We start from the raw sequence: 22,246 nt of genomic DNA, 5'->3' as shown, positions 1-22,246 counted from the left end.
ATCATGAAAAAGAACTCAAATTTAATTGAATGGGCAATGGAGTACCATGTATTCCCGCTTGCGCTTTCGGCCATACTCGTACTGCTTGGTTTATCCGGGCTTTTCAATATGCCACGAAACGAATTCCCGGATTTCACCATCAGGCAGGGCCTTATTGTCGGGCAATATCCGGGCGCTTCATCCAAACAGGTAGAAGAGCAGCTGACTAAAAAAGTAGAAGAATACCTTTTTAGCAACAACGAGGTTAACAAGAAAAAAACTTACTCCTTTTCGCGGGATGGCGTGATGTACATCTTTGTTGAAGTAGCGGATAACCAAAATGCCATCCAAACCAAAGCGTTTTGGAATAAGATCAAAAACGGGATGCTTATACTGCAAAGCCAGCTTCCTAAAGAAGTTAAAGGGTTTTATATCGACAGTGATTTCGGCAATACCTCTGCCATGCTTTTGTCCGTAGAATCCAAGACTCGGCCCTACAAAGAACTGCTCCGTAATGTAGAAGATATAGAGGCAGAATTAAGGCAGGTACAGGATGTTGCCAAGATATCCCATACCGGCAACCTGAACGAGCAGATCACCATTTATGTAGATAATAATAAACTGCTTCAAAAAGGGGTATCGGTTAATAATGTAATGCAGGTGCTCCAAAACGAAGGCGCAATTAATGCCACCGGTAAAGTAGAAGGAAAGGTGGTAGATGAGCCTATTCATTTAAGCACATACTATAAAACCGAAGCTGAACTTGCCGAGCAGATCATCAGGCAGGATGCCAACGGCAACTCGGTACGCCTGCGCGATGTGGCTACGCTGAAACGTGAATACGATGAGCCGGACAGCTATGTAACCTCCAACGGTACCAAATCCATCGTGATATCGCTGGAGATGATTACAGGTAAAAACATTGTCCAGTTTGGTAAGGAACTGGAAGAGCATATCGAAAAAGTAAAGCAGCACCTGCCGCCCGATATTCAACTGGTAAAACTGGCTGATCAGCCGGAGGTGGTGGATGATTCAATCAGCCACTTTATGAAAGAGTTTGCTTTTGCGCTTATCGGCGTGGTGTGCGTTGCATTGCTGTTGCTGCCCTTTAGGGTTGCCGCGGTTGCTGCAGCAACTATACCGATTACTATAGCCGCAACGCTGGGTATTATGTATATGGCAGGCATAGAGCTGGATACCGTTACGCTTGCCGCGTTGATCGTGGTGTTGGGGATTGTGGTTGACGACCCTATTGTGGTAATTGATAACCACGTAGAAAAGCTGGACCACGGCATGTCTGTTTGGGAAGCCGCCATTAGCAGCGCCAAGGAATTGTTTCCATCGGTGTTTACTGCTACGCTGGCCATATCGGCGACTTTTGTACCGCTGGCATTTTTTATGACCGGTACGGCAAAAGATTTTATCCGCCTGTTCCCGGTAACCATCATGATCGCTTTGACACTGTCGCTGATAATCTCCATGATGGTGGTGCCATTTTTCAATACGCTGTTCATCAAAAAAGGCTTGCTGCATAATAAGGCAGATGAAAAAAGATCTTTCCTTGACAGATTGCAGGATTTCTTTAATAGCCATATTGGTAATTCTATGAAACACTACAAGCTAACCGTTTTTTTTGCGGTGCTGTCGGTAGTGATCGGTATAAGCATTATGGGTGTATTGCCGCAGCAGTTATTCCCTAAAGTAGAGCGAAACCAATTTGCTATGGAGATCTACCTGCCATCGGGCTACAGGCTTTCGCAAACAGACAGCGTGGTGAAGGGAATGGAAAAGATATTAAAGCAGGATAAACGTATCCTTAATTATACCAGTTTTATCGGCAGCAGTTCACCGCGTTTCCACTCGGTATATGCGCCAAATCTCCCGTCAAAAAATTATGCGCAGATCTTGATCAAAACAGTATCTGAAGACGCCACCGCAGAGGTGATTGTTGACTATCAGCATAAATACAGTAACCTGTTTCCTGCTGCTTATGTGCGGATGAAACAATTAAACATGATCAACGCGTTGGCACCTATCGAGGTAAGGATCAGCGGAAATGATATTCCAGCCTTAAAACAGGTAGCTAACCAGGTTTTAGCCATTGGTAAAACGCATAAACAGGTTACCTGGGCACGGACAGATTATAACGAGATACAGCCAACCCTTAAAATAGATGTAAAAACAGCGGAAGCTGCACGGTTTGGATTAAGCAAGAGCGATATTGCCAATGCGGTAGCCATGCATTCAGAAGGCATTACGGCCACACAGGTTTGGGAAAACAATTACGCGGTTGACGTCAAGATCAAATCGCCGAAAGCTTCCAGGAGTGATTTGTCGGCATTGCGTGACCTGAATATCGTGTCCCCGCAAACAAAATCTCTGATACCCCTAAGGCAGGTAGCCGACGTAAACCCGGAGTGGAATGATGGCCAGATTGCCCGCAGGAACAGTGTGCGTACGCTGACGGTACGTATGGACGTAACCCAGGAAGCTGTTGCCAATGCCGTATTGCTTGACCTGCAACCGGCCATCGAAAAAATAAAACTTCCCGCAGGAGTGGAATTGCGTTACGGGGGCGAACTGGAATTGCAGGGAGAGAACCAGGGCCCGATGGGTACCGCGCTTGGTGTAAGTATCATATTTATATTCCTGATTTTATTGTGGCACTTTAAACATCTTAAACATGCCCTCTTAAGTATTACCACTATGCCATTAAGCTTATTGGGCGCTTCTTCCGGCTTGCTGATCATGGGCTACCCGTTTGGCTTTACCTCATTCCTTGGTTTGCTGGCACTTTGCGGAATTGTAGTGCGTAATGGTATCATCCTGATAGATTTTGCAGAAGAGCTACGATTACATGAGGGCAAATCTGTTTTTGAAGCTGCTAAACTTTCTGCCGAACGCAGGATGCGGCCGATCTTTTTAACCTCTTCGGCAGCGGCTGTGGGTGTGATCCCGATGGTGATCAGCAGGTCATCTTTATGGGGACCGCTGGGTACGGTGATCTGTTTCGGGTTACTGTTATCCATGTTGCTGACCTTATTCGTGCTGCCAACGCTGTATTGGCTGTTTTTCCGCAAGGAGGATCAAAAAATACCGGAAAACAAAACACCGGAACTTGTAAACGCATAAGCTCATTATCATGAAAATATTCCTAATTTCAATATTTATTTTTACATGTCTGCAGGCCGGGGGCCAGCAGCATATCATATCCCTGCAGGAAAGTAAGCAGGCTGCCATAGCCTACAGTTACGCTTTAAAAAATGGTGAACTGAGGATAAGCTCAGCCAAAACTGATGTAGCTGCAGCCAAGTCAGATTACCTCCCATCGGTTAGCGCAACCGGCGTGGGTTTATTCGGGTTTAAAGATTTCGTATCGGCCGCGCCGCCATTATTAGAAAAAGGCATCAATAATTTTTACCTGTTTGGCGTAACCGGTACAGAATCCCTTTATGCCGGCGGTAAAATTAAAACGGGTAACCAGTTAGCGGCATTGCAGCTACAGGTCAGCCAGATCAGGAAAAAACAATCAGCAGATTCTGTGATACTGCTGACCGAGCAGAAATACTGGAACCTGGTAAACATACAGGAACAGCAGAAAACCATACTGGTCAATGAAGCATTGCTTAACGCGGTGCTGAAAACGCAAAAGGATATGCTGGCATCCGGGTTGATTGCCCGGAACGATCTGCTGAAAGTAAAAGTTCAGCTTAGCCAGTTGCTGGTTAACAAAAGCAAGCTGCAGAACGGCCGCCGGGTGGCCCTGCTGGATTTTTCCATGTATACCGGTATTGCCTTTGATTCACTTATGGTGATGCAGGACACACTTAATAAAAAAAGCATCCCGGTATTACCTGCCTTGCAGCCCGATACTAACCTGGACCGTAATGCTAATTACCAGTTATTGACCAAACGTATAGCCGGTGAAAAGCTACAGACCCGGTTAGCTAACGGCGACAACCTTCCGAGTCTGGCAGTAGGTTTAAGTGCATCGCAGACGGGATCGGTCAACAGCGGGATCGGGAGTAACTTTGCACCGGCCAGCTTTGTTACCTTGAGCATTCCCATCTCCGGCGGTTTATGGGGCCGGGGCAAGCAAAAGATGCGGAAGCAAAGAATCAATGAGCAAATAGCTCAAAATGATTTCCGCGATGGACAAAACCAGCTGAGGATAGGTATTATACGCTATTGGTATGATATGCAGGATCAGCTTACGCAGATTAGCTACGCAAAGGATAACCTGGAGCAGGCTACCGAAAACCTGAAGGTTAACCAGGATAATTACAAAGCCGGTTTGGCTACAATCTCTGAGGTATTGGATGCCCAGACTGCTTTCCAGCAAGCTTCAAGTACTGTTGCTACTGCATTTGCTGATTTTTATGTGAGGTCTGCCATATATAATTATGTTACCGCGAAAACCGAAAATCAACCCTAAAGCCGGCTTGAAAAATAGCATCCTTGAGGCGTTGGAAGCAACAACTAAAGCAACCAAATGGAAGATAAAAGAAAACATCTGATTGATCATGCTATTGAGCTTTTTATCAATCATGGTATAATCAGTGTAACGATGGATGAACTGGCGAAGGCATCCGGCATGTCAAAGAAAACCGTCTATCAATTTTTTGCCAATAAAGCAATCCTTGTCGAAACTGTAGTTGACCAGTTGATCGGGCAATCTAAAAGTATCATCAGCTCAAATATCGATGCCTCTGATGATCCGGTACAGGAGTTGGTTCTTCAACAGGGTCTTTTCAAACATTTGATCGCCTTGAGGTACCTTTTTAACGAGCTAATGTTAAAAAGGTACCCCAGGGCGCTGAGAGCGCTTCATGAATTTAAAAGCAATTACCTGAAGATGATCATTGAATCAAATTTATCAGACGGCATTGCAAAGGGGATCTATCGGCCGGGCCTGGATGTCCCGGTCACAGCCGGCATCTACGTTTCGGTAACAGACTTTTATCTGTTTAATCATTTAAAGTCCCAGGCTGATATATTTGAAGCGCTCAAACTATTTATCAACGGTATAATTACTAAGGAGGGGCATCGCCTCTTCTCGAACTATAATAAGTAAAAGCAAACGGTCTTGTTGTAAATTTTTGCTGCGCAGCCCATACCACTATGTGATATTTTGGTTAATCTCCTGGATTGCAATTACTGTCATCTTCATATCATAAAGAACAAAATATACTAAAAAGTCTTTTTAATTAAACTTTTTAGTATATTTTTGTATCGTAAAATTTATGAACATGCTTACTAAAGCGGAAAGAACAAAACAATTTATCCTGGAAACAGCAGCCCCTATCTTTAATCAGAAAGGGATATCCGGTGCGAATATAGACGACGTGCTTGCTGCCACAAAATTAACTAAAGGATGTCTTTACGGTCATTTTGAAGGCAAGGAAGACCTGGCCCTGCAGGTTGTTGACCACATGCTGAATACTAACGGCGAAAAAATGCTGCTGACCATCAGCAAGGGTAAAACAGCGAAGGCTAAGGTATTTGCTTTTCTCGATTTTTATAAAGATCCTTTGAATACTTACCTTAAAGGCGGATGTCCTGTATTTAACATTGCGGTGGAATCCGATGATAACTTTCCAGCCATTAAAGAAAAGATAGCCGGTGTCATTCGCCATGGGCAGGAAATATTTGTTAGCATTTTAAATCAAGGCATCACCGACGGTGAATTTTCTGATAAACTTGACCCGGCTGTTTATGCATTCAAAGCGGTGGCTGCGGTTGAAGGAGCCGTTGTCATGTGCAGGGCGATGAACACGGCAAAACCGATGGCTGGTTTGCTCAGAAGCCTGAAAGCGGAATTGGAAAGTTATGCAATATGATTTTTTAATATAAAATATACTAAAAAGTCTTTTATGTAAACGCCACTAAAAACAAAGCATAAATACATCCTCAATAATTAAGTAAATAAAAAGTACAAAATTGTCATAAAATATACTAAAAAGTCTAAAATAAAAAAATCATGGAATTAAAAGGAAAAACAATATTAGTCACAGGTGCCTCATCGGGCATCGGGCTGCTTGTCGCCAACAAGCTCCACGAAAACGGCTACCAGGTAATCGGCACAAGCCGAAATCCGGAAAAACACCAGGCAAAATTACCATTTAAGCTACTGCCGTTGGATTTGAATGATGACCATTCTATAGCATCTTTTGGCAAGCAGTTGTTCAGCCTGATCAAAACATTGGATGTGCTTATCAACAATGCAGGTTCCTTAGTAAACGGACTTGCCGAGGAAACCCCTATTGAGTTAGGCAGGCAGCAGTTTGAAACCAATTTTTGGGGAACCATCAAATTAACTAACGAGCTGCTACCCTACTTCAGGAAGCAAAAACATGGAAAAATAATCACACTTGGTTCCCTGCTGGGTTTAGTGAGTCTTCCAAATGCGGCCTACTACGCGGCTTCCAAACATGCCCTCGAAGGTTATTTTAAAGCACTTCGGTTTGAATTGAACCAGTTTAACATCAAGGTGGTTATGGTTGAGCCGATGAGTTTTAAAACCAGTATCGGCGAAAGTGGAACTGTTGCAGCAGGAACGATCAAGGACTATGATCTGTTCCGCCAAAAGGTAACCGCGTTTACCAAAGAGACATTGGATAAGGCACCCGAACCTACGCCTGTCATCAATACCTTGCTGCAAATAGTGGAGGAAAAAAATCCAAAGTTTAGTTACCCTGTCGGCAAAGGATCTTCAATCGCACTCCTGCTTCAGCATTTCGCTTATAAGGTGTTTGAGAAATCCATTCTGAAATCTATTAACGCTTCAAAATAGAATTAACATCAAAAATTAAAATCATGCAATTAAAAGGAAAAACGGTATTGATCACGGGTGGTGCATCAGGTATCGGGCTGGAAGCAGCCAAACAATTTTTAGCCAATGGTGCCAGTGTGATCATCACCGGCAGAAACCAGGCGAAACTGGATGCGGCCCAAAAAACATATCCGGCCCTAACTGCTATACAAAGCGATGCCGGAAATGAGGCAGATGTAAAAGCTCTTTTTAATAAAGTAAAAGAATTGGGCGGTATTGACATCTTGTATAATAATGCTGCTGTGCTCGTTCCACCATCAAATCTAGGTTTCGCAAATGACAAACATCTTGAAGGTGCTGCCTACGAAATGGAAGTTAATTATTTGGGTGTAATAAGACTGAATAATATTTTTTTGGATATGCTTAAATCCAGAAATGATGGGGCGATAATCAACACTACCTCAATACTGAGTCTGGCTCCTTCCCTAATTGAGGCTACCTATTCTTCATCAAAAACAGCACTGGCCTTCTATACTATATCATTACGTGAACATTTAAAAATTATCGGGAGTAAAGTAAAAATATTTGAACTGATCCCGCCACTTGTTGCAACAGAGATGACTGCAGAAAGAAACGATAAAAAAATATCCCCGGAGAAAATGGTAAAAGGTCTTATTTACGGTTTAGCAAAAGACAATTACACTATAAAAGTAGGCGATGCAAAACTATTTAGTTTGATCAACAGGTTTTTTCCGAAAACTGCATTTAATATACTTAATCCCAAAAAAAGTAATGAACTTTTAAAAAATGAAAAATGAAAGCAATAATTTTAAATGAAGCAGGCGATGTTGATAATCTAAAATATATAGATATGTCAAAGCCAACAATTAAAAGTGATGAGGTGTTGGTAAAAACAATTTCATTAAGTATTAATCCTGTCGACTATAAAGCAAGGTCAAACAGTGGTGCATTATCCTGGATTTTGGGAGAAGAGCGACCAGTAATTTTAGGTTGGGATTTATCGGGAGCAATAGTTGAAGTTGGAGAAAATGTATCCGATTTTAAAATAGGTGATGCTGTTTTTGGGATGGCGAATTTCCCTGGAAAAGGAAATGCTTATGCAGAATTTGTCGCAGTTCCATCAATGCATTTAACTTTAAAGCCCGCCAATATTTCTTACCAGGAAGCGGCATCAGCTACCCTTGCTGCACTTACGGCCTGGCAAACTTTAGTAAAAAAAGGAAACGTTAAAAAAGGAGACAAAGTGTTAATTCTCGGTGCTTCCGGTGGCGTAGGGCACTATGCTACACAAATAGCCAAACATTTTGGAGCTTATGTATACGGCACTTCATCAGCAAAAAACAAAGAATTTGTTTTGCAAAATGGCGTAGATAAACACATAGATTACGTAACAGAAAATTTTTCGGAGTTAGTTTCTGAAGCTGATTTTGTGCTAAATACAGTTACTGATGGAAATATTATTTCCAAAGCAATTGATGTAACAAAAACGGGCGGAACTATTGTTACAATTTCATCATCAAATATTTCCAACGAAGATATTGATAACGCAAAATCAAAAAGTGTGGATCTATCATTTGCACTTGTAGCATCATCAGGCACTGATATGTTGGAAATTGCACAGTTAATGGAAAAAGGAATATTGAAATCGCACGTTTCTAAAACATTTTCTTTTGAGGAGATGGGTGAGGCTCATTTGTATTTAGAAAAAGGCAGGACTGTTGGCAAAATTGTAGTAAATATTAAGTCTTAGCTAAAGCAGATCTAAAGGATAAAAATCATAAACAAATTAAAAAATGAAAGCATTCATCATTGACAAATACAAAAGCAAGGACGGTGGCCGCATTGGGCAAATACCCGTTCCTGTACCACAACCGGATGAAGTATTGATAGAAGTACATGCCACAGCTCTCAACCTCCTGGATTCCAAAATCAGAAACGGGGAATTCAAACTCATTTTGCCGTATAAGACACCGTTTGTTTTAGGTCATGATGTGGCAGGTGTTGTAACCAAAGTTGGGGCACGTGTTCAACAATTTAAAGTTGGAGACGAGGTTTACGCCCGGCCGGCGGATCATCACATTGGCACATTTGCCGAGTTCATAGCGATTAAGGAAGCCGATATTGCGCTTAAGCCAAAGAAATTGAGCATGGAAGAAGCCGCATCCATCCCCCTGGTGGGCCTGACCGCCTGGCAGGCACTGATTGAAAAAGGGAACCTGAAGAAAGGGCAAAAAGTTTTCATCCAGGCGGGTTCCGGCGGTGTAGGCACATTTGCTATTCAACTGGCGAAACACTTAGGTGCTACAGTGGCTACAACCACAAGTGCAACCAATACCTCGTTAGTAAAAAGCCTTGGTGCAGATGTTGTTATTAACTATAAGAAAGATGACTTTGAGAAACTTCTGAACGGTTACGACCTGGTTTTAAATAGCCAGGACGGAAAGACGCTCGAAAAGTCGCTCAATGTTTTGAAACCAGGTGGAAAACTCATCTCGATCTCCGGCCCGCCTGATCCTGACTTTGCGGCAGAAATCGGAGCTCCCTGGTTTGTGAAATTAATCATGCGCCTTTTGAGCTTTGGAGTAAGGAGAAAAGCAAAAAAGCTTAATGTGCGCTTTTCTTTTCTATTCATGAAAGCAAACGGTTCTCAGTTAAAAGAAATTACCGCTCTCATAAATACTGGCGCAATAACACCGGTGATAGATAAAGTTTTCCCGTTCGAATCGATCAAGGAAGCGATCACTTATGTTGAGAGCGGACGGGCTAAAGGAAAAGTCGTTATTAAAATTAAATAAAGTTGTTGCATGTTCAACTCAATGTCTTAAACCCACATAATAATGAAAAAAATAAGAATAATATTATTGCTATGCCTTTTTATAGTAGCAAAAACTTTTGCACAAACTCCCGAAGCCGATAAGATCTTAGGCGTTTGGCTGAGCGAAGATAAGACGGGTAAAATTGATGTTTATAAAGCAGAAGGAAAGTATTATGGCAAGCTGATCTGGGGCAAAACGATGTACGAACCGGATGGAACTACTTCCCGGAAAGATGTTAAAAACAAAGATGAAAAATTAAGGTCACGTAACCTCAAAGATCTAATCATGCTCAACGATTTTACCTATCATGATGAAGCCTGGGATGGTGGTCAGATCTACGATCCTTATAGCGGCAAAACATACAGTTGTACCTTGAAACTAAAGGATAGTAAACTGAACATCCGCGGATACGTTGGTGTATCCCTATTTGGCAGGACAAGTGTTTGGGAAAGGGTAAAGTAATACTTTGTTCCTATCGGAATGTACAATGTGTGTCTTTTGGAGATTCCATTTTGTTTACGGCACTTGGCTGTTTACTACAGCCAAATCAAAGAAATATGTAAACATTCATTTGCCGGTTGTATTAGATAAAGGTTTTAAATCTCTTTCTCCTGGGTTGCATGGGAAAGAAGAATGATTAAGGCATAATCGGATTTTGAACCAGTTTTTTTCCATTAGTTAAGAATAGACTCAGGGCTTCTATCTGAACCTTTTCCGTAGATGGTTCAAAAAGACAAGGGGCGCCATAAAAGAGGCACCCCTTGTTTCTTTAACAGTTTACCAATTAATACCCGGGATTTTGCACGAGTTCGGGCGCATTTCTGTCAATTTCCGGCTGAGGAATAGGCCAGAAATCATAATTGTCGGCATATTTTGTTTTTACAGCAGGGAATAATGGGTTTTGAACAAACCCGTTCAATTTCTGCGTCGCGATACCCCATCTCCTTAGATCGAAGTAACGTGTTCCCTCCAGGGCAAATTCCACCCGCCGTTCATGGCGGATTCTTTCCCTTAACTGTGCCTGTGATAAACCGGCAGGCAATGCGGGCATATTAACCCGCGCCCTGACCAGGTTTACTGCATTGTAAACACTTGCATCCGGCCCGGAAGCTTCGTTTTGCGCTTCCGCATACATCAGTAAAATATCTGCGTAACGGAGTAAAACAAAATCATTATCACCTTTTGCTCCGTAGTCAGGATCTATTAACGTAGGGTCAAGCCATTTCCGCACCGGGTAGTAGCCGACAATCCAGGAATCTTTTCCAGGCGTAGCCACGGCATAGGATCCTGTGAATGGCCATCCCTGAGCTTTGGTATCACCAGGAAAGAATAAGGTCATACGCATTCGCGGGTCCCTGTTATCATAAGGTTTCCCCTTGACATAGACGGCAGAACCGGTTGTGTCTTTACCATCTGCGGCCTCATATTCGTTAACGAGGTCCTGTGTACCCAGTTCACCTTTCCAACGCTGTAACGGAACGCTGATTCCGTTATCCTGATGGGACAGGTTCGGAAGCTGGTATTTTACCGAGAACATAATTTCGGGGCTGCTGTTTTGAGCCGGCTTATAGAAGTTTCCAGGATAGGAAGTGTTCAGAGAAAACTTTCCGCCGGTTATAATTTCATTGGCGAGGGCGGCGGCCTCTGTATACTTTTTCTCAAATAACAGCGCTCTCACTTTATAACCTTTCGCTGCACCTTTAACTGCATGTCCGCTGCTGTAAGAAACGTCGGGTAAACCAGCAATTGCCAGATCCAGATCTGCTTCAACCTGCTTCAAAACATCTGCCCTGCTTGATTTAGCCATGTGTTTAGTATAGTCAAGGGTGTATGGATCGGCTGTTGTTATAATAACATTGCCGTATAACACCGCGAGCCAATAGTAATTAAAGGCACGCAGGAAATAAGCTTCGCCTTTGTATTGCTTAAGTTTATCACCTGTAAGCACTTTATCCACATTAGCCAGGAAATAATTAATAGATGCTATAGCTTTATAATTATTAACATAGTAAGATGACTGGAAAAGATTATAGGTGTCAAAAACGCCGGCTGAAAGACCGGAAGATAACGCGCTTGTTCCGCCTCCGTAATTATATTGCCCATATGAGTTATCGCTGAAATTATCCCAGGCCACCACCTGGTATTGCGAAGTAGAATAGCCTCCTCCTGAGGCATATAAAAAGTTGTAGCATCCGGTTAAAGCCAGGTCCGCATCACTTTCAGATTTCCAGAAACTCTGTGTAGATAATTTATCAGGCGGATTAAGGTTCAAAGAACTTTTCTTGCAAGATGCCAGCATGACTGATAACATAATCAGCATGAATATATACTTATTGTAATGATTCATAATTGTATTCTTTAATTGGGTTAAAGTTTAATGGATGCACCAAAGGTTATTGTCCTGTTCTGTGGATAGGTTACATAGTTACCGTCTCCAACACGCTCAGGATCCAAACCCGGATATTTACTGATGGTGAAAACGTTGTCGGCAGCTACAAAAACGCGGAGGCTTTTAATTGAGATCTTATTCAATATTGCTGTTGGCAAAGTATATCCGAGCTGTAAACTTTTCAACCGGATGAAGGAAGCGTCCTTTAAGAAATAAGTAGAAGGATAATTCTGCACAGGTGCATAGCCGTCTGCTACGTATATCTTAGGCATCGTGTTTGTATGATTGGTTGGTGTCCAGCGGTTCAGCCAGGCTGTTGTTGGTACAGAGCCCTGCCTGAAAGGCTCGATTCCCCACCCGTTAACATATGCCTTCTGCCCCTGGGAACCATATATCTGCGCACTAAAGTCGAATCCCTTGTAGCCGGCACCCAAATTGGCCGAATATTGATAGGATGGAAATTTGCCCCCTACATAGGTCCGGTCATTGGCATCTATTTTCCCGTCACCGTTTACGTCCCTTATTTTTAAGTCCCCTGGAGTTGGTGTAACAGCTTGTTTTGGAGAATTGTCAATCTCTGCCTGACTTTGGAATATACCATCCCAAACATACATGTAATAGGCATCGAGTTCATGCCCTTCTTCCCTGATGGTATGGTCGCTGATATCTTTTGATCCATATCTCTCAAGCTTGTTTTTGTAGGTTTGCAGGTTTAATCCTACGGTATAGGTAAAATCTTTACCAATCCTGTCATTGTACTGAACGGCAAATTCGAAGCCTTTATTCCTGAGGGCGCCATCGTTTATTGTAGGAGCGTTCAAACCGATGTAGTAAGGCACCTGTGAACCCCTTAAAATATCGAAGGTATATTTATTAAAATAATCTGCAGAGACAACCAGCTTATTATTAAATGCAGTCATATCAAGACCTACATCAGCTACCCGGGTAGTTTCCCAGGTTAGGTTTGGGTCAACCAGCGTATTTGAAACAAAACCAGAAGTAACTGTGCCGCCAAAAGCATAATTAGCGCCCGACAATGTGGATTGATAGGGATATGTTCCGATATTCTGATTACCCAATTGCCCCCAGGAACCGCGGACCTTAAGGTCATTTAACCAGGAAATATCTGTCAGGAAATTTTCCTTTGAAATTCTCCATCCACCTGAAAATGAGTAAAACGTTCCATAACGGGTATCAGATGGCAACCTGGATGTTCCATCATACCTGATGCTGGCGCCGAGCAAATATTTATCCTCGTAATCATAATTGGCGCTACCATATAAAGAACTGATCGCCCATGCCGAAGATGTGCCTCCGTTCGTCTGTCCGTCTGAGGGCCCCGCATCAAGTTCTCTCAGGAAATTTGTTACATATTGAGTTCTTGATGCATTGATGTTGCTGGCCGTGTTTTTTTCCTGCTGAAAGCCTGCAAATGCAGAAAAATTATGGGCTCCGATACTTTTTTTATAGGTCAGCTGGCTGTAATAAACGGTATATAAATTGTCCGAATTGCCTACATTCAAGCCAGGGGATCCGTCATCGAGATTCCCTGCGGGGCTCATGTCACTATAATAATAAGTAGGTATAATCGGTCTGAAATCATTGAATTTATAAATACCGTAATTAAATCCTGCCTTATTCTCCCATCTCAGTCCCTTGAAAAGATCAATATCCAGCGATAGGTTACCCTGTATATATTTGTCATCCCCCCGGGTTCGGATGTTTTCATCCACAATAGCCACCGGGTTTTTATTGCCCAGCTCATTTGAATAGGCTTTCTTTATCCATTTTCCATTCGCCTGCGCCGGATACAAAGGAGATTGCGCCAGAGCAGAAAGAAACTGGTCACTTGCACCATTTTCAGGGGTGAGCTTTTTGCCATAGCGCATCTGTATATCACTTCCAAAGGTTATTCTCTTGTTAAGTTTCGAATTTAACCCCAGGGAAAGCGTATATTTTTTATAGTCGAATCCTCTCATAACACCTGGCTGATTGGTGATACCGATACCAACACTGTAAGTCGTGCTATCTTTACCTCCGCTCATGTTCAGGTAGTGATTTTGCGTATATGCGGTGCGAAAGATATCGTTTAGCCAGTTGTGGTTAGGATATTTCACTCTGTCAGTTGCATTTTGATACAAATCGATCTGAGCTTGCGTATACAATGGCGCCAACGAAGAATTGGTGCGTGCTTCATTGGATAATTGCATATAGGTGGCGGAATTAGTTACCAGATCCGGAAGCTTCGTGGCATTGGAAATCCCGAAATTGTAGGTGTACTGAACAGAAAGACTGCCGGCTTTGCCTCTTTTGGTTTTTACCACAATTACACCGTTCGCACCGCGTGATCCATAAATCGCGGCAGATGATGCGTCCTTCAATACCGAGATCGACTCTATATCATTCGCGTTGAGCACATCCAGGCTCCCGGGAAGCCCGTCCACAATAACCAAAGGATTTGACCCTGCACCACTGAAGGTACCGGTGCCCCTGATTGTAAGCTGGACATTTTCGGCTCCCGGCTCACCCGAACCCTGAAGAACCTGTAAACCAGGAAGCTTTCCCTGTAGTAAAGTTGAAGGAGAGGTGGCCACCCTTTTGTTCAGTTCGTCGCCAGATACTGTAACTACGGCGCTGGTGAGTTTGTGTTTGCTTGTAGTGCTGTAGCCTACAACAACCATTTCATTTAACGCATTGGTGAGCGCAGTCATCCTGATTTCAATTTTCGATTGTGAACCGATTACAATCTCCCTGGTTTGAAATCCTATGAAAGAAATGACAAGTACATCGCCAGGCTTAGCATCAATCGAAAATTCGCCCACAGCATTAGTGACTGTACCTTTTTTCGCATCTTTTAACATAACTGATGCACCGGGCAATGGCGCACCTTTGTCATCTGTAACTGTTCCACTTATCTTTTGAACAGCAATAACCGGCTTTTCACTTTGTAATTGCTCTGCTTCTTTTAAAGCAATAGTCTTTTGGAATATTTTGTAACTAACCGGAATCCCATTGAAACACTGGTCAAGAACATTGCCGATAGTTTGCTTTTCGACACTAATATTTAAAGTTCTGGATTTAAGAATATCAAGATTGTCATCGTATATAAAATGATATCCGCTCTGTTTTTCTATCTGTAATAAAACTTTTTCTATGGATACATTCTTCTCATGAAGGGTTATCAACTGAGCATAGCTTTTTGCACCTGCCTGCGCAAGTCCTACAATCAATAGGACAATTGTTAGTTTCATAATCAGAAAAATTTTGGACATAGTGCGCCATGTCGCTTCCGCGCACTTTAAATTAATTTTCATAATTTTGGTTAGTTTGGGTTAAACGTTAGATTTAAATTCGTTAGTTCTGATGGTTTGGCACCCAGATATTGGCCGGGAAAGTGTTAGAGCACTCCCCGGTTTTTTAATTTAACAGATTGATTGCACAATAACAGGTAAATTATACCCGGTATCCTGTACATCATCATTAAAGGGTACCCATTTTTTAGGTGGTCTTTCGTATTTCTTTCTCCATAATTAGTTTTAAAGTGAATAATTGGTTATTTATTATATGCCTGCTACATCAGGCATTGAACAGGTTGACCTTCTCATGAGCCAGCCTTTGCCTAATTAGTAACAATAATGGTTTTTCCTTCTATCCGTAATTTGATTCCCTCATATTGTAATATTCCCAATAACTCAGAAATATCTAGGTTACGTGACATTCGTCCTGTAAGTTTTGTCTTGGGAATTTTCCCTTCATATTCAACCTTAATATCATACCAGCGTGATGCCTTGACCATAATTTGCCCAATACCGGCTTTTTTGAAATTAAACAATCCGTTCTTCCAGGCAATTTCCATTTCTGCATCTATATCTTTATTTACTGTTAGCTGTCCCTGATCATTTAAAACAGCTTGTTCGCCAGGTTTCAGCATAGCAGCCGCTTGCTTGCTTTTTATTATTACAGCGCCTTCAAGCAGGGTTGTTTTGGTATCCTGATCATCATCATATGCAGAAACATTAAAATGTGTACCCAATACCTGTACTTCGGTTTTGGCTGTTTTTACAATAAAGGGCATAGCCACGTTATGACTTACTTCAAAATAACCCTGTCCGGTCAATTCTACTTTGCGCTCATTTCCTTTAAAGGCCACTGGATATTTCAAGGAAGAGGCGRCATCCAGCCAAACATGGGAGCCATCAGGAAGTATTACCTGGAACTGTTCGCTTCTTTTTGTAGTCAGGGTATTATATTGAAGTACCTGCTGACCACTATGCTCATCTGAGGCAATCGTGTAAACAATCTCACCTCGCTTTGTTTTACTTACTTTAACCCCGGCTTCATTGGCCAGCTGACCATGGAGAGCATCAGTAAGAATTAGTTTTTTTCCATTTGCCAGGGTTAACGTGGCTTTGTTGACGCCTGGTTTGATATCCTGGGCATAAATGCTTTCTTTTTGCCCTTTATCGTTGTTCAGCTTATTATCATTCCGCAGAAAAAACCATCCTGCACCTAAAGCTATAAATAACAAGGCCGCAGCACCGGTTAACCAGCGGTAAGGAATTAAACGCCTTTTATCCGTATTTCTTAATTCAGTATCTTCCTGCTGGTTTATCCTGGTGCTGATGGCGTTAAAAACGGATTGCCTGGCCTCACCATCTGCCTCTGCAAAAGCCGGCTCCTCAAATGCGTTTTTAAGCAAATCATCAAATAATGCCTGATAGCGGTCATCCTGGATAGCCCCCTGTAGTTCCAAAAGGTCTCCGGGTGGAAGGCTATCATTGAGATATTGTTCAAATAAGGCTTTAAATCTTTCTTCGTTCATCTTATTGGCATGTGAAGTACCCCTTACGAACATGCATGAATCAGGGCATTCTGGTACTAAAGACGGAAAAGAGCAGTAGGGTAAGACAAGAAATTGTTTATTTATTTTGACATACCGTACAAAATAGCTCCGGCGGCAAAAATGATGGCAGTATTGTCTGTGTGTAGGGCCATAAATTTACGGATATCCTGCAAGGCCCTTACCACATAGGTTTTGGAGGATACTATGGATATATCCAGTTGTTTGGCAATCTGTTCATGGGTAAGGCCATCAACCCGGCTCAGCACAAACACATCTTTCACTTTTCCCGGCAATTGATCGATAGCGGATTTAAGCGTATTTTCCAATTCGTTATATTCCAGCTTCTCCTGCGGACTAATGGTGCTATCTTCAAAATAATCAATCAGGGTTTCAATATTTTCGGTATCGAAAACCTTTTTACGCAGAAAATCAAGAATAACATTGCGCGATAAAATATAAACGTAGGCATCTTCTTCCTTTACTTCGGTTAGCTTGTGTTTATTTTCCCAAAGCTTAATGAAAATATCCTGGGCAAGATCCTGGGCTTTTTCAGGTGATTTAGTCAGCCTCAAACCAGTGCCATAAACCTGTGGCCAATGGTAGTTAAAAAAAAATGCAAAAGCCTGCTGATCCCCAAGTGCTACCCTGGCGCGTATATCCTGTGGATCATATAATGGCTTCCCCTGCAAAGTATCGGTTATCTAATTGGAGTTTAAATTTATGCAATAACACACAAATGTGTAAATTATTTCAAGAATACAACACTTTGGGTAGATTATTAGGTTAGTTTATTATTACCGGTTTCTCGCCAGCCCGATTGTTAACAGAGGCTTAACCATTCTACACCGTGCCGCACATTCATTTAGTTGCGTAAAACAAGTTAAAAAATGCACATTGCAAATTAGGAAATGAGCTTGGTCGAAGTGTTTCGGAATGGTTTGATTTTGATTCCAAAACCTGGCAATCAATAGCTCCATATTTTCCAGCCCCATCCTATCTCGAATCATATAAACTAATTAATTTGCAGAAACATTGGTCGTTGAAAACTTATTTTCATTTTTCAAAATTGGTTCAACAGCCTCCAAAAACTCCATTAAGTGTTCTAAGAACTCCCCTTGGGGGCTACGGAAAACAATATCAAAAGATGTTAAAACCTGCAAAATCAAACATTTGCATGATTTTTTGTTTGCGCCAAAATGCCAATTTATGCCTCAATTTTTTAATCTACAAATTGTGATTTGTACTAATCAGGTTATTGATTTGTAACGCTTTTTTAAACAGCCTCCCGTAAGGCTTAGTTTCAAGCAAAAGGGCTTTTGACGTAGGCGGCGGCAGTTATAGCAGGTGACTGCTACACAATCCAAAACCGAACGGCTCAATGTCCGGTTTTGTTACAGCGTACATATTTTATTGATATATAATTTTTTATATATCAATAAGTTATAAGTTTGGAACAGCGATTGAGTTTAAATATTTCAAATGGATACATATACTTTCCATATTAATACTTATGACCTGGCTTTCTGTGGAACGATCTTTATCGGGCTCACTTTTATCCTGCTTTTATGGTTCACCAGAAGGATAAACCGGGCCGCAAACCGGTTTTTGGCCCTGGCAATGGTTACGATTGTTTTATGGATAGCCAGGATACTGGGCATCGACATCGGGCTGTCAACTTACATTACTAATTGGAGCCGGCTGCCGTTGCAATTTTCGCTCGCACTTGGCCCCTTCATTTTCTTTTATGTACTTAAAATAACCCGACCGGAATATAAATTCCGGTCTAAGGATCTGCTGCATTTTACTCCATTGCTGCTGGAGTTAGGTGCCCAGGCATTGGAAGTTAGGGATAGTATAAAAACCGGCACAACTACTTATGAAACGCCAATCTTTCAGCAACTGAACCCGGCATTGCAATTGCTGGCCTTTGTTTCGGTCATGATTTACCTTTACCTATCTCACAGACTGATAGGGCGCTTTTACCGGCGACTAAAATTTAATAGGGGTGACCGATACCGGTACGAATTGCAATGGCTGCATCGCTTACTGACGGGGTTCGGCCTGTTATGGCTATTGTGGATACCTTTTACAGCCGCAGACTATTTTTATTACCGTTACCAATTAAGTATACATGCTTACTACCCCTTATATCTCATTTTAGCTGTAATGACCATCCGGATTGGGGCCGTGGCCTTTTTAAGACAGGAGACTGGCGTGTCAGTCGCCCCCACTCCGTTTTTAAAGCCCCCGCTTCCTGCAGAAATGAAGCAAAGGGGTATTTGGCTAAAGAAAGCGGTGCAAGCCGACGTGTATTACCAGGACCCGGAAATAAGCTTAAGTTCGCTGGCTGAAAAGCTTGAGCTGAGTACTCATGAATTATCGAGGATCATGAATACAGCGCTCAAAAAAAGCTTCAATGATTTCATCAATGAATATCGCGTTGCAGATGTGGTTCAGAAAATGCAGGACCCTGCATATGACCATATCACCCTGCTGGGCATTGCATTTGAATCGGGATTCAATTCTAAAACTACTTTTAACCGCACTTTCAAACAAATGACCGGGAAAAGCCCGGTGGAATATAAGAATGAACTAAAAAAAGAGAGTCCATCTTATAATTTGGGGCGCTATCCCCGGTTTGCGAAGGTAATTTCGTTCCAGGAAGCCACTCCCGGGTGGTCTCATGACAAATTAAATCGCAATTATATGTTTAAAAATTATTTTAAAATAGCATGGCGCAACCTGGTACGCAATAAAAGTTATGCAGCTATTAATATTACCGGCCTGGCTGTTGGTATTGCCGTTTGTATGGTGATCTTTATCATTATACAATTTCAAACAAGCTTCGATACTTTTCACGCAAAGAAGGATCGCACCTATCGTGTGCTGACCGAATTTCATTACGCAGAAGGAGGAAATATTTCTTACAAAACAGCCGTCCCTTTTCCAATGCCTTTAGGCCTGAAAACGTCTTTTCCCCAAATAGAACAGATAGCTCCGATCTTTGCCAGCCACGATGATCAGTTGCTGATCGTTGATAACAATGGAAATACGGAAAAAAATTTCAAGGAGCAGCGGGGTGTATTTTACATGGACCCTTCATTCTTTAAAATATTCGATTTCCCGCTGTTGGCGGGTTCTTATGAATCATTAAAAGATCCTAACAACATATTGCTTACCAAAGAAACCGCTGAAAAATATTTCGGCGACTGGAAAACAGCAATAGGCAGAACCATTAAACTGCAAATGGGCGGCTATATGTTCGAACACGGCGTCGACGTATTAAAAGTTTCAGGCATTTTAGCCACCATACCGGCAAATTCAGATTTTCAGCTAAAGGTTGTTGTGGCCTATGGAACGGGTTTTACCGGGGACTATTTGGCAAAATCCACCGATTGGGACGGGAATGTAGCCGGTTTTGGCTGCTATATTTTGCTACCGCCAAACACTTCTGCCGACAATTTCAACCTGCAATTAAGAGCTTACTCCCACAAGGTAGAATCGCCGGGCAATACCGACCTGCATTTTATCCAGCCGTTAGGTGCGGTACATTATGATACGCAAGTGGGTGATTACAGCAACAAAACAATCAGCCATCAACTGCTCAATGTATTGTGGCTCATTGCAGCATTCATCCTGTTAATTGCCTGCGTAAACTTTGTCAACCTCGCCACTGCGCAAGCCGTTAACCGAGCGAAGGAGGTTGGTGTTAGAAAAGTGTTGGGAAGCAATAAATCTCAATTGCAAACCCAGTTCATCGTTGAAACATTTTTAATAGTTATAAGCGCTATAATGCTCGCGGGTTTTATTACCATGCTTGCATTACCTTCTGTGGGGAGACTTTTGGAACTTTCGCTTTCATTCAACATTTTCAGCAATCCCGCAATTATCTTATTTCTTTTGACTGTAACCATCGTAGTTACCGCACTCGCAGGCTTTTATCCCTCTATTGTTTTATCGCGTTTCAATCCAGTTAATGCGCTAAAGAGTAAGCTCACATCAAATGCAAACGGAATTTCATTACGAAGAGGTTTGGTAGTGTTTCAATTCATCATTGCGCAGGCGCTCATTATCGGAACGCTCATCATTGTAAAGCAAATGGATTATTTTATGAACCAGCCGTTGGGCTTTGATAAAGACGCCATCATCAATGTTCCTTTCCGTGTGGATAGTCTTCGCCTCAGCAAACTTGGTTATTTAAAGAAAGAATTATTGTCTATAAACGGCGTGCAGGCGGTTACTTATAGTTCCAACACCCCGGTTGAAAATGGCACAGATCTGTGGAGCATTATCAAATATAATCATGCAGTAAAACAAACAGACTTCCAGGTTATTACCAAGTTCGCCGACAACGAATACGTGTCTGTTTACAAATTGCCGCTTATAGCCGGCAGAAATGTGAACCCGTCTGATACCACGGGAGAATTTCTGGTAAACGAGTCTTTGGTGAAAACTTTGGGACTGAAAAAACCAGAGGACATATTGAACAAGCCTATGTCCACCTGGCATGATCAGATCAAAGGAACTGTTGTTGGCGTATTAAAAGATTTCCATGACCGGTCTTTCCGCAATGACCTTGCACCATTGCTGATCACCACCGACATTGCCATGTACAACCAGGTCGGGATAAAGCTGGCAACTAAAAATATTTCTTCTACCATGCAATCGGTAAAAAAAGTATTTGATAAAACATTTCCCGATTTTGTTTATGAATACAAATTCCTCGATGAAAAAATTGGGAGTTTTTACAAACAGGAAAACCAGTTATCGCAGCTGTATAAAATTTTTGCGGCAATCGCCATATTCCTTAGCTGTCTGGGGTTGTATGGTTTAGCCTCATTCATGGCAGTGCAGCGAATAAAAGAAGTTGGTATCCGTAAAGTACTTGGTGCTACTGCAGGCAATATCGTTTATTTGTTTTCAAAAGAATTTATCATACTCATTGCAATTGCCTTTGCAATTGCTGCACCCATTGCATGGTATTACATGCGCCAATGGTTGCAAGCTTATGTTTATCGCATCAACATTAGTTGGTGGTTAATTGCCACAGGCGGACTTGCGGCCATAATTATTGCACTTGCAACAATAAGTTTCCAGGCAATAAAAGCAGCAATGGCAAACCCGGTAAAGAGTCTGCGAAATGAATAATTCAGGCAGTTTCTTACAAAGAACTTAGATCCATAAACGTGCGATCTGAGGTTTAGTTGAAACACTATGTGGTGCGTTCCGGGGTGAGATACGGAACGCATTTTTATATCCGGCGTTAGTCCGGATGTGTTATCCGGACTAAAATAACGTGAGTTCTATTTAAGAATTAATGTGTTTCTTGTATATTCCTTACAGCTTCATAATCCTCTATCTTTTGAGGTTAGTACAAGTGAGTTTTTAGTTAGAAAGCGAGCCCGGAAACCCCGGCTATTCTTTAC

General features: G+C 42.0%; 14 protein-coding genes. 10 read left to right on the top strand and 4 right to left on the bottom strand.

Annotated features, from left to right (window positions below):
* Positions 1–3: 3 nt before the first annotated feature.
* The 9 genes from AC1DO4_RS03290 (at position 4) to AC1DO4_RS03250 (ending at position 10,050) form a co-directional block, all read left to right on the top strand.
* The gene (locus AC1DO4_RS03290) at positions 4–3,111 is read left to right on the top strand and encodes an efflux RND transporter permease subunit (RefSeq protein ID WP_477412935.1); all 3,108 of its coding nucleotides are present in this window, start codon (positions 4–6) and stop codon (positions 3,109–3,111) included.
* 10 nt (positions 3,112–3,121) lie between these two features.
* Entirely contained in the window at positions 3,122–4,414 is a 1,293-nt protein-coding gene (locus AC1DO4_RS03285) for a TolC family protein (protein WP_477412933.1), read from the top strand.
* A 57-nt stretch (positions 4,415–4,471) separates the two neighbouring features.
* On the top strand, positions 4,472–5,053 hold the full coding sequence (locus AC1DO4_RS03280; protein WP_477412931.1) for a TetR/AcrR family transcriptional regulator: 582 nt from the start codon (positions 4,472–4,474) through the stop codon (positions 5,051–5,053).
* A gap of 175 nt (positions 5,054–5,228) precedes the next feature.
* Positions 5,229–5,819, top strand: coding sequence for a TetR/AcrR family transcriptional regulator (locus AC1DO4_RS03275; RefSeq protein ID WP_477412929.1), 591 nt, complete (start codon positions 5,229–5,231; stop codon positions 5,817–5,819).
* Positions 5,820–5,959: 140 nt separating this feature from the next.
* Positions 5,960–6,772 (top strand): SDR family NAD(P)-dependent oxidoreductase, encoded by an 813-nt coding sequence (locus AC1DO4_RS03270; protein WP_477412927.1) that lies wholly within the window; start codon positions 5,960–5,962, stop codon positions 6,770–6,772.
* Positions 6,773–6,795: 23 nt separating this feature from the next.
* A complete protein-coding gene (locus AC1DO4_RS03265; protein ID WP_477412925.1) occupies positions 6,796–7,569 on the top strand; it encodes an SDR family oxidoreductase in 774 nt (257 codons plus the stop codon).
* A complete protein-coding gene (locus AC1DO4_RS03260) occupies positions 7,566–8,522 on the top strand; it encodes an NADP-dependent oxidoreductase (RefSeq protein ID WP_477412923.1) in 957 nt (318 codons plus the stop codon). The genes AC1DO4_RS03265 and AC1DO4_RS03260 overlap by 4 nt, the downstream gene beginning before the upstream one ends.
* A 43-nt stretch (positions 8,523–8,565) precedes the next feature.
* Positions 8,566–9,567, top strand: coding sequence for an NADP-dependent oxidoreductase (locus tag AC1DO4_RS03255; protein ID WP_477412921.1), 1,002 nt, complete (start codon positions 8,566–8,568; stop codon positions 9,565–9,567).
* A 42-nt stretch (positions 9,568–9,609) separates the two neighbouring features.
* Positions 9,610–10,050 carry a DUF2147 domain-containing protein gene (locus AC1DO4_RS03250; RefSeq protein ID WP_477412919.1) on the top strand — a complete coding sequence of 147 codons (441 nt, stop codon included), beginning with the start codon at positions 9,610–9,612 and terminating at the stop codon, positions 10,048–10,050.
* A 322-nt stretch (positions 10,051–10,372) separates the two neighbouring features.
* Here the strand turns inward: AC1DO4_RS03250 and AC1DO4_RS03245 are convergent, their stop codons facing one another.
* The 4 genes from AC1DO4_RS03245 to AC1DO4_RS03230 all read right to left on the bottom strand — a co-directional run bounded on the left by AC1DO4_RS03245 (position 10,373) and on the right by AC1DO4_RS03230 (position 17,509).
* Positions 10,373–11,935, bottom strand: coding sequence for a RagB/SusD family nutrient uptake outer membrane protein (locus AC1DO4_RS03245; RefSeq protein WP_477412917.1), 1,563 nt, complete (start codon positions 11,933–11,935; stop codon positions 10,373–10,375).
* A 20-nt stretch (positions 11,936–11,955) separates the two neighbouring features.
* On the bottom strand, positions 11,956–15,228 hold the full coding sequence (locus AC1DO4_RS03240) for a SusC/RagA family TonB-linked outer membrane protein (protein WP_477412915.1): 3,273 nt from the start codon (positions 15,226–15,228) through the stop codon (positions 11,956–11,958).
* A gap of 368 nt (positions 15,229–15,596) precedes the next feature.
* Complete coding sequence (locus AC1DO4_RS03235; RefSeq protein ID WP_477412913.1) at positions 15,597–16,799, bottom strand: FecR family protein; 1,203 nt, start codon at positions 16,797–16,799, stop codon at positions 15,597–15,599.
* 101 nt (positions 16,800–16,900) lie between these two features.
* The gene (locus tag AC1DO4_RS03230; protein ID WP_477412911.1) at positions 16,901–17,509 is read right to left on the bottom strand and encodes an RNA polymerase sigma factor; all 609 of its coding nucleotides are present in this window, start codon (positions 17,507–17,509) and stop codon (positions 16,901–16,903) included.
* 790 nt (positions 17,510–18,299) lie between these two features.
* Between AC1DO4_RS03230 and AC1DO4_RS03225 the strand changes: the two genes are divergently transcribed.
* Positions 18,300–21,968 (top strand): ABC transporter permease, encoded by a 3,669-nt coding sequence (locus AC1DO4_RS03225; RefSeq protein ID WP_477412909.1) that lies wholly within the window; start codon positions 18,300–18,302, stop codon positions 21,966–21,968.
* Positions 21,969–22,246 lie beyond the last annotated feature (278 nt).

The organism is Mucilaginibacter sp. P5_A6 (assembly GCF_056400585.1).
Note: the sequence above shows the minus strand (reverse complement) of the source record. Positions and strands in the feature narration are given on the sequence as shown.

Excerpts from the sequence above, each read along its gene's own strand:
- AC1DO4_RS03290 (WP_477412935.1), top strand. The coding sequence starts at position 4 with ATGAAAAAGAACTCAAATTTAATTGAATGGGCAATGGAGTACCATGTA.
- AC1DO4_RS03285 (WP_477412933.1), top strand. The coding sequence starts at position 3,122 with ATGAAAATATTCCTAATTTCAATATTTATTTTTACATGTCTGCAGGCC.
- AC1DO4_RS03280 (WP_477412931.1), top strand. The coding sequence starts at position 4,472 with ATGGAAGATAAAAGAAAACATCTGATTGATCATGCTATTGAGCTTTTT.
- AC1DO4_RS03275 (WP_477412929.1), top strand. The coding sequence starts at position 5,229 with ATGCTTACTAAAGCGGAAAGAACAAAACAATTTATCCTGGAAACAGCA.
- AC1DO4_RS03270 (WP_477412927.1), top strand. The coding sequence starts at position 5,960 with ATGGAATTAAAAGGAAAAACAATATTAGTCACAGGTGCCTCATCGGGC.
- AC1DO4_RS03265 (WP_477412925.1), top strand. The coding sequence starts at position 6,796 with ATGCAATTAAAAGGAAAAACGGTATTGATCACGGGTGGTGCATCAGGT.
- AC1DO4_RS03260 (WP_477412923.1), top strand. The coding sequence starts at position 7,566 with ATGAAAGCAATAATTTTAAATGAAGCAGGCGATGTTGATAATCTAAAA.
- AC1DO4_RS03255 (WP_477412921.1), top strand. The coding sequence starts at position 8,566 with ATGAAAGCATTCATCATTGACAAATACAAAAGCAAGGACGGTGGCCGC.
- AC1DO4_RS03250 (WP_477412919.1), top strand. The coding sequence starts at position 9,610 with ATGAAAAAAATAAGAATAATATTATTGCTATGCCTTTTTATAGTAGCA.
- AC1DO4_RS03245 (WP_477412917.1), bottom strand. The coding sequence starts at position 11,935 with ATGAATCATTACAATAAGTATATATTCATGCTGATTATGTTATCAGTC.
- AC1DO4_RS03240 (WP_477412915.1), bottom strand. The coding sequence starts at position 15,228 with ATGAAACTAACAATTGTCCTATTGATTGTAGGACTTGCGCAGGCAGGT.
- AC1DO4_RS03225 (WP_477412909.1), top strand. The coding sequence starts at position 18,300 with ATGGATACATATACTTTCCATATTAATACTTATGACCTGGCTTTCTGT.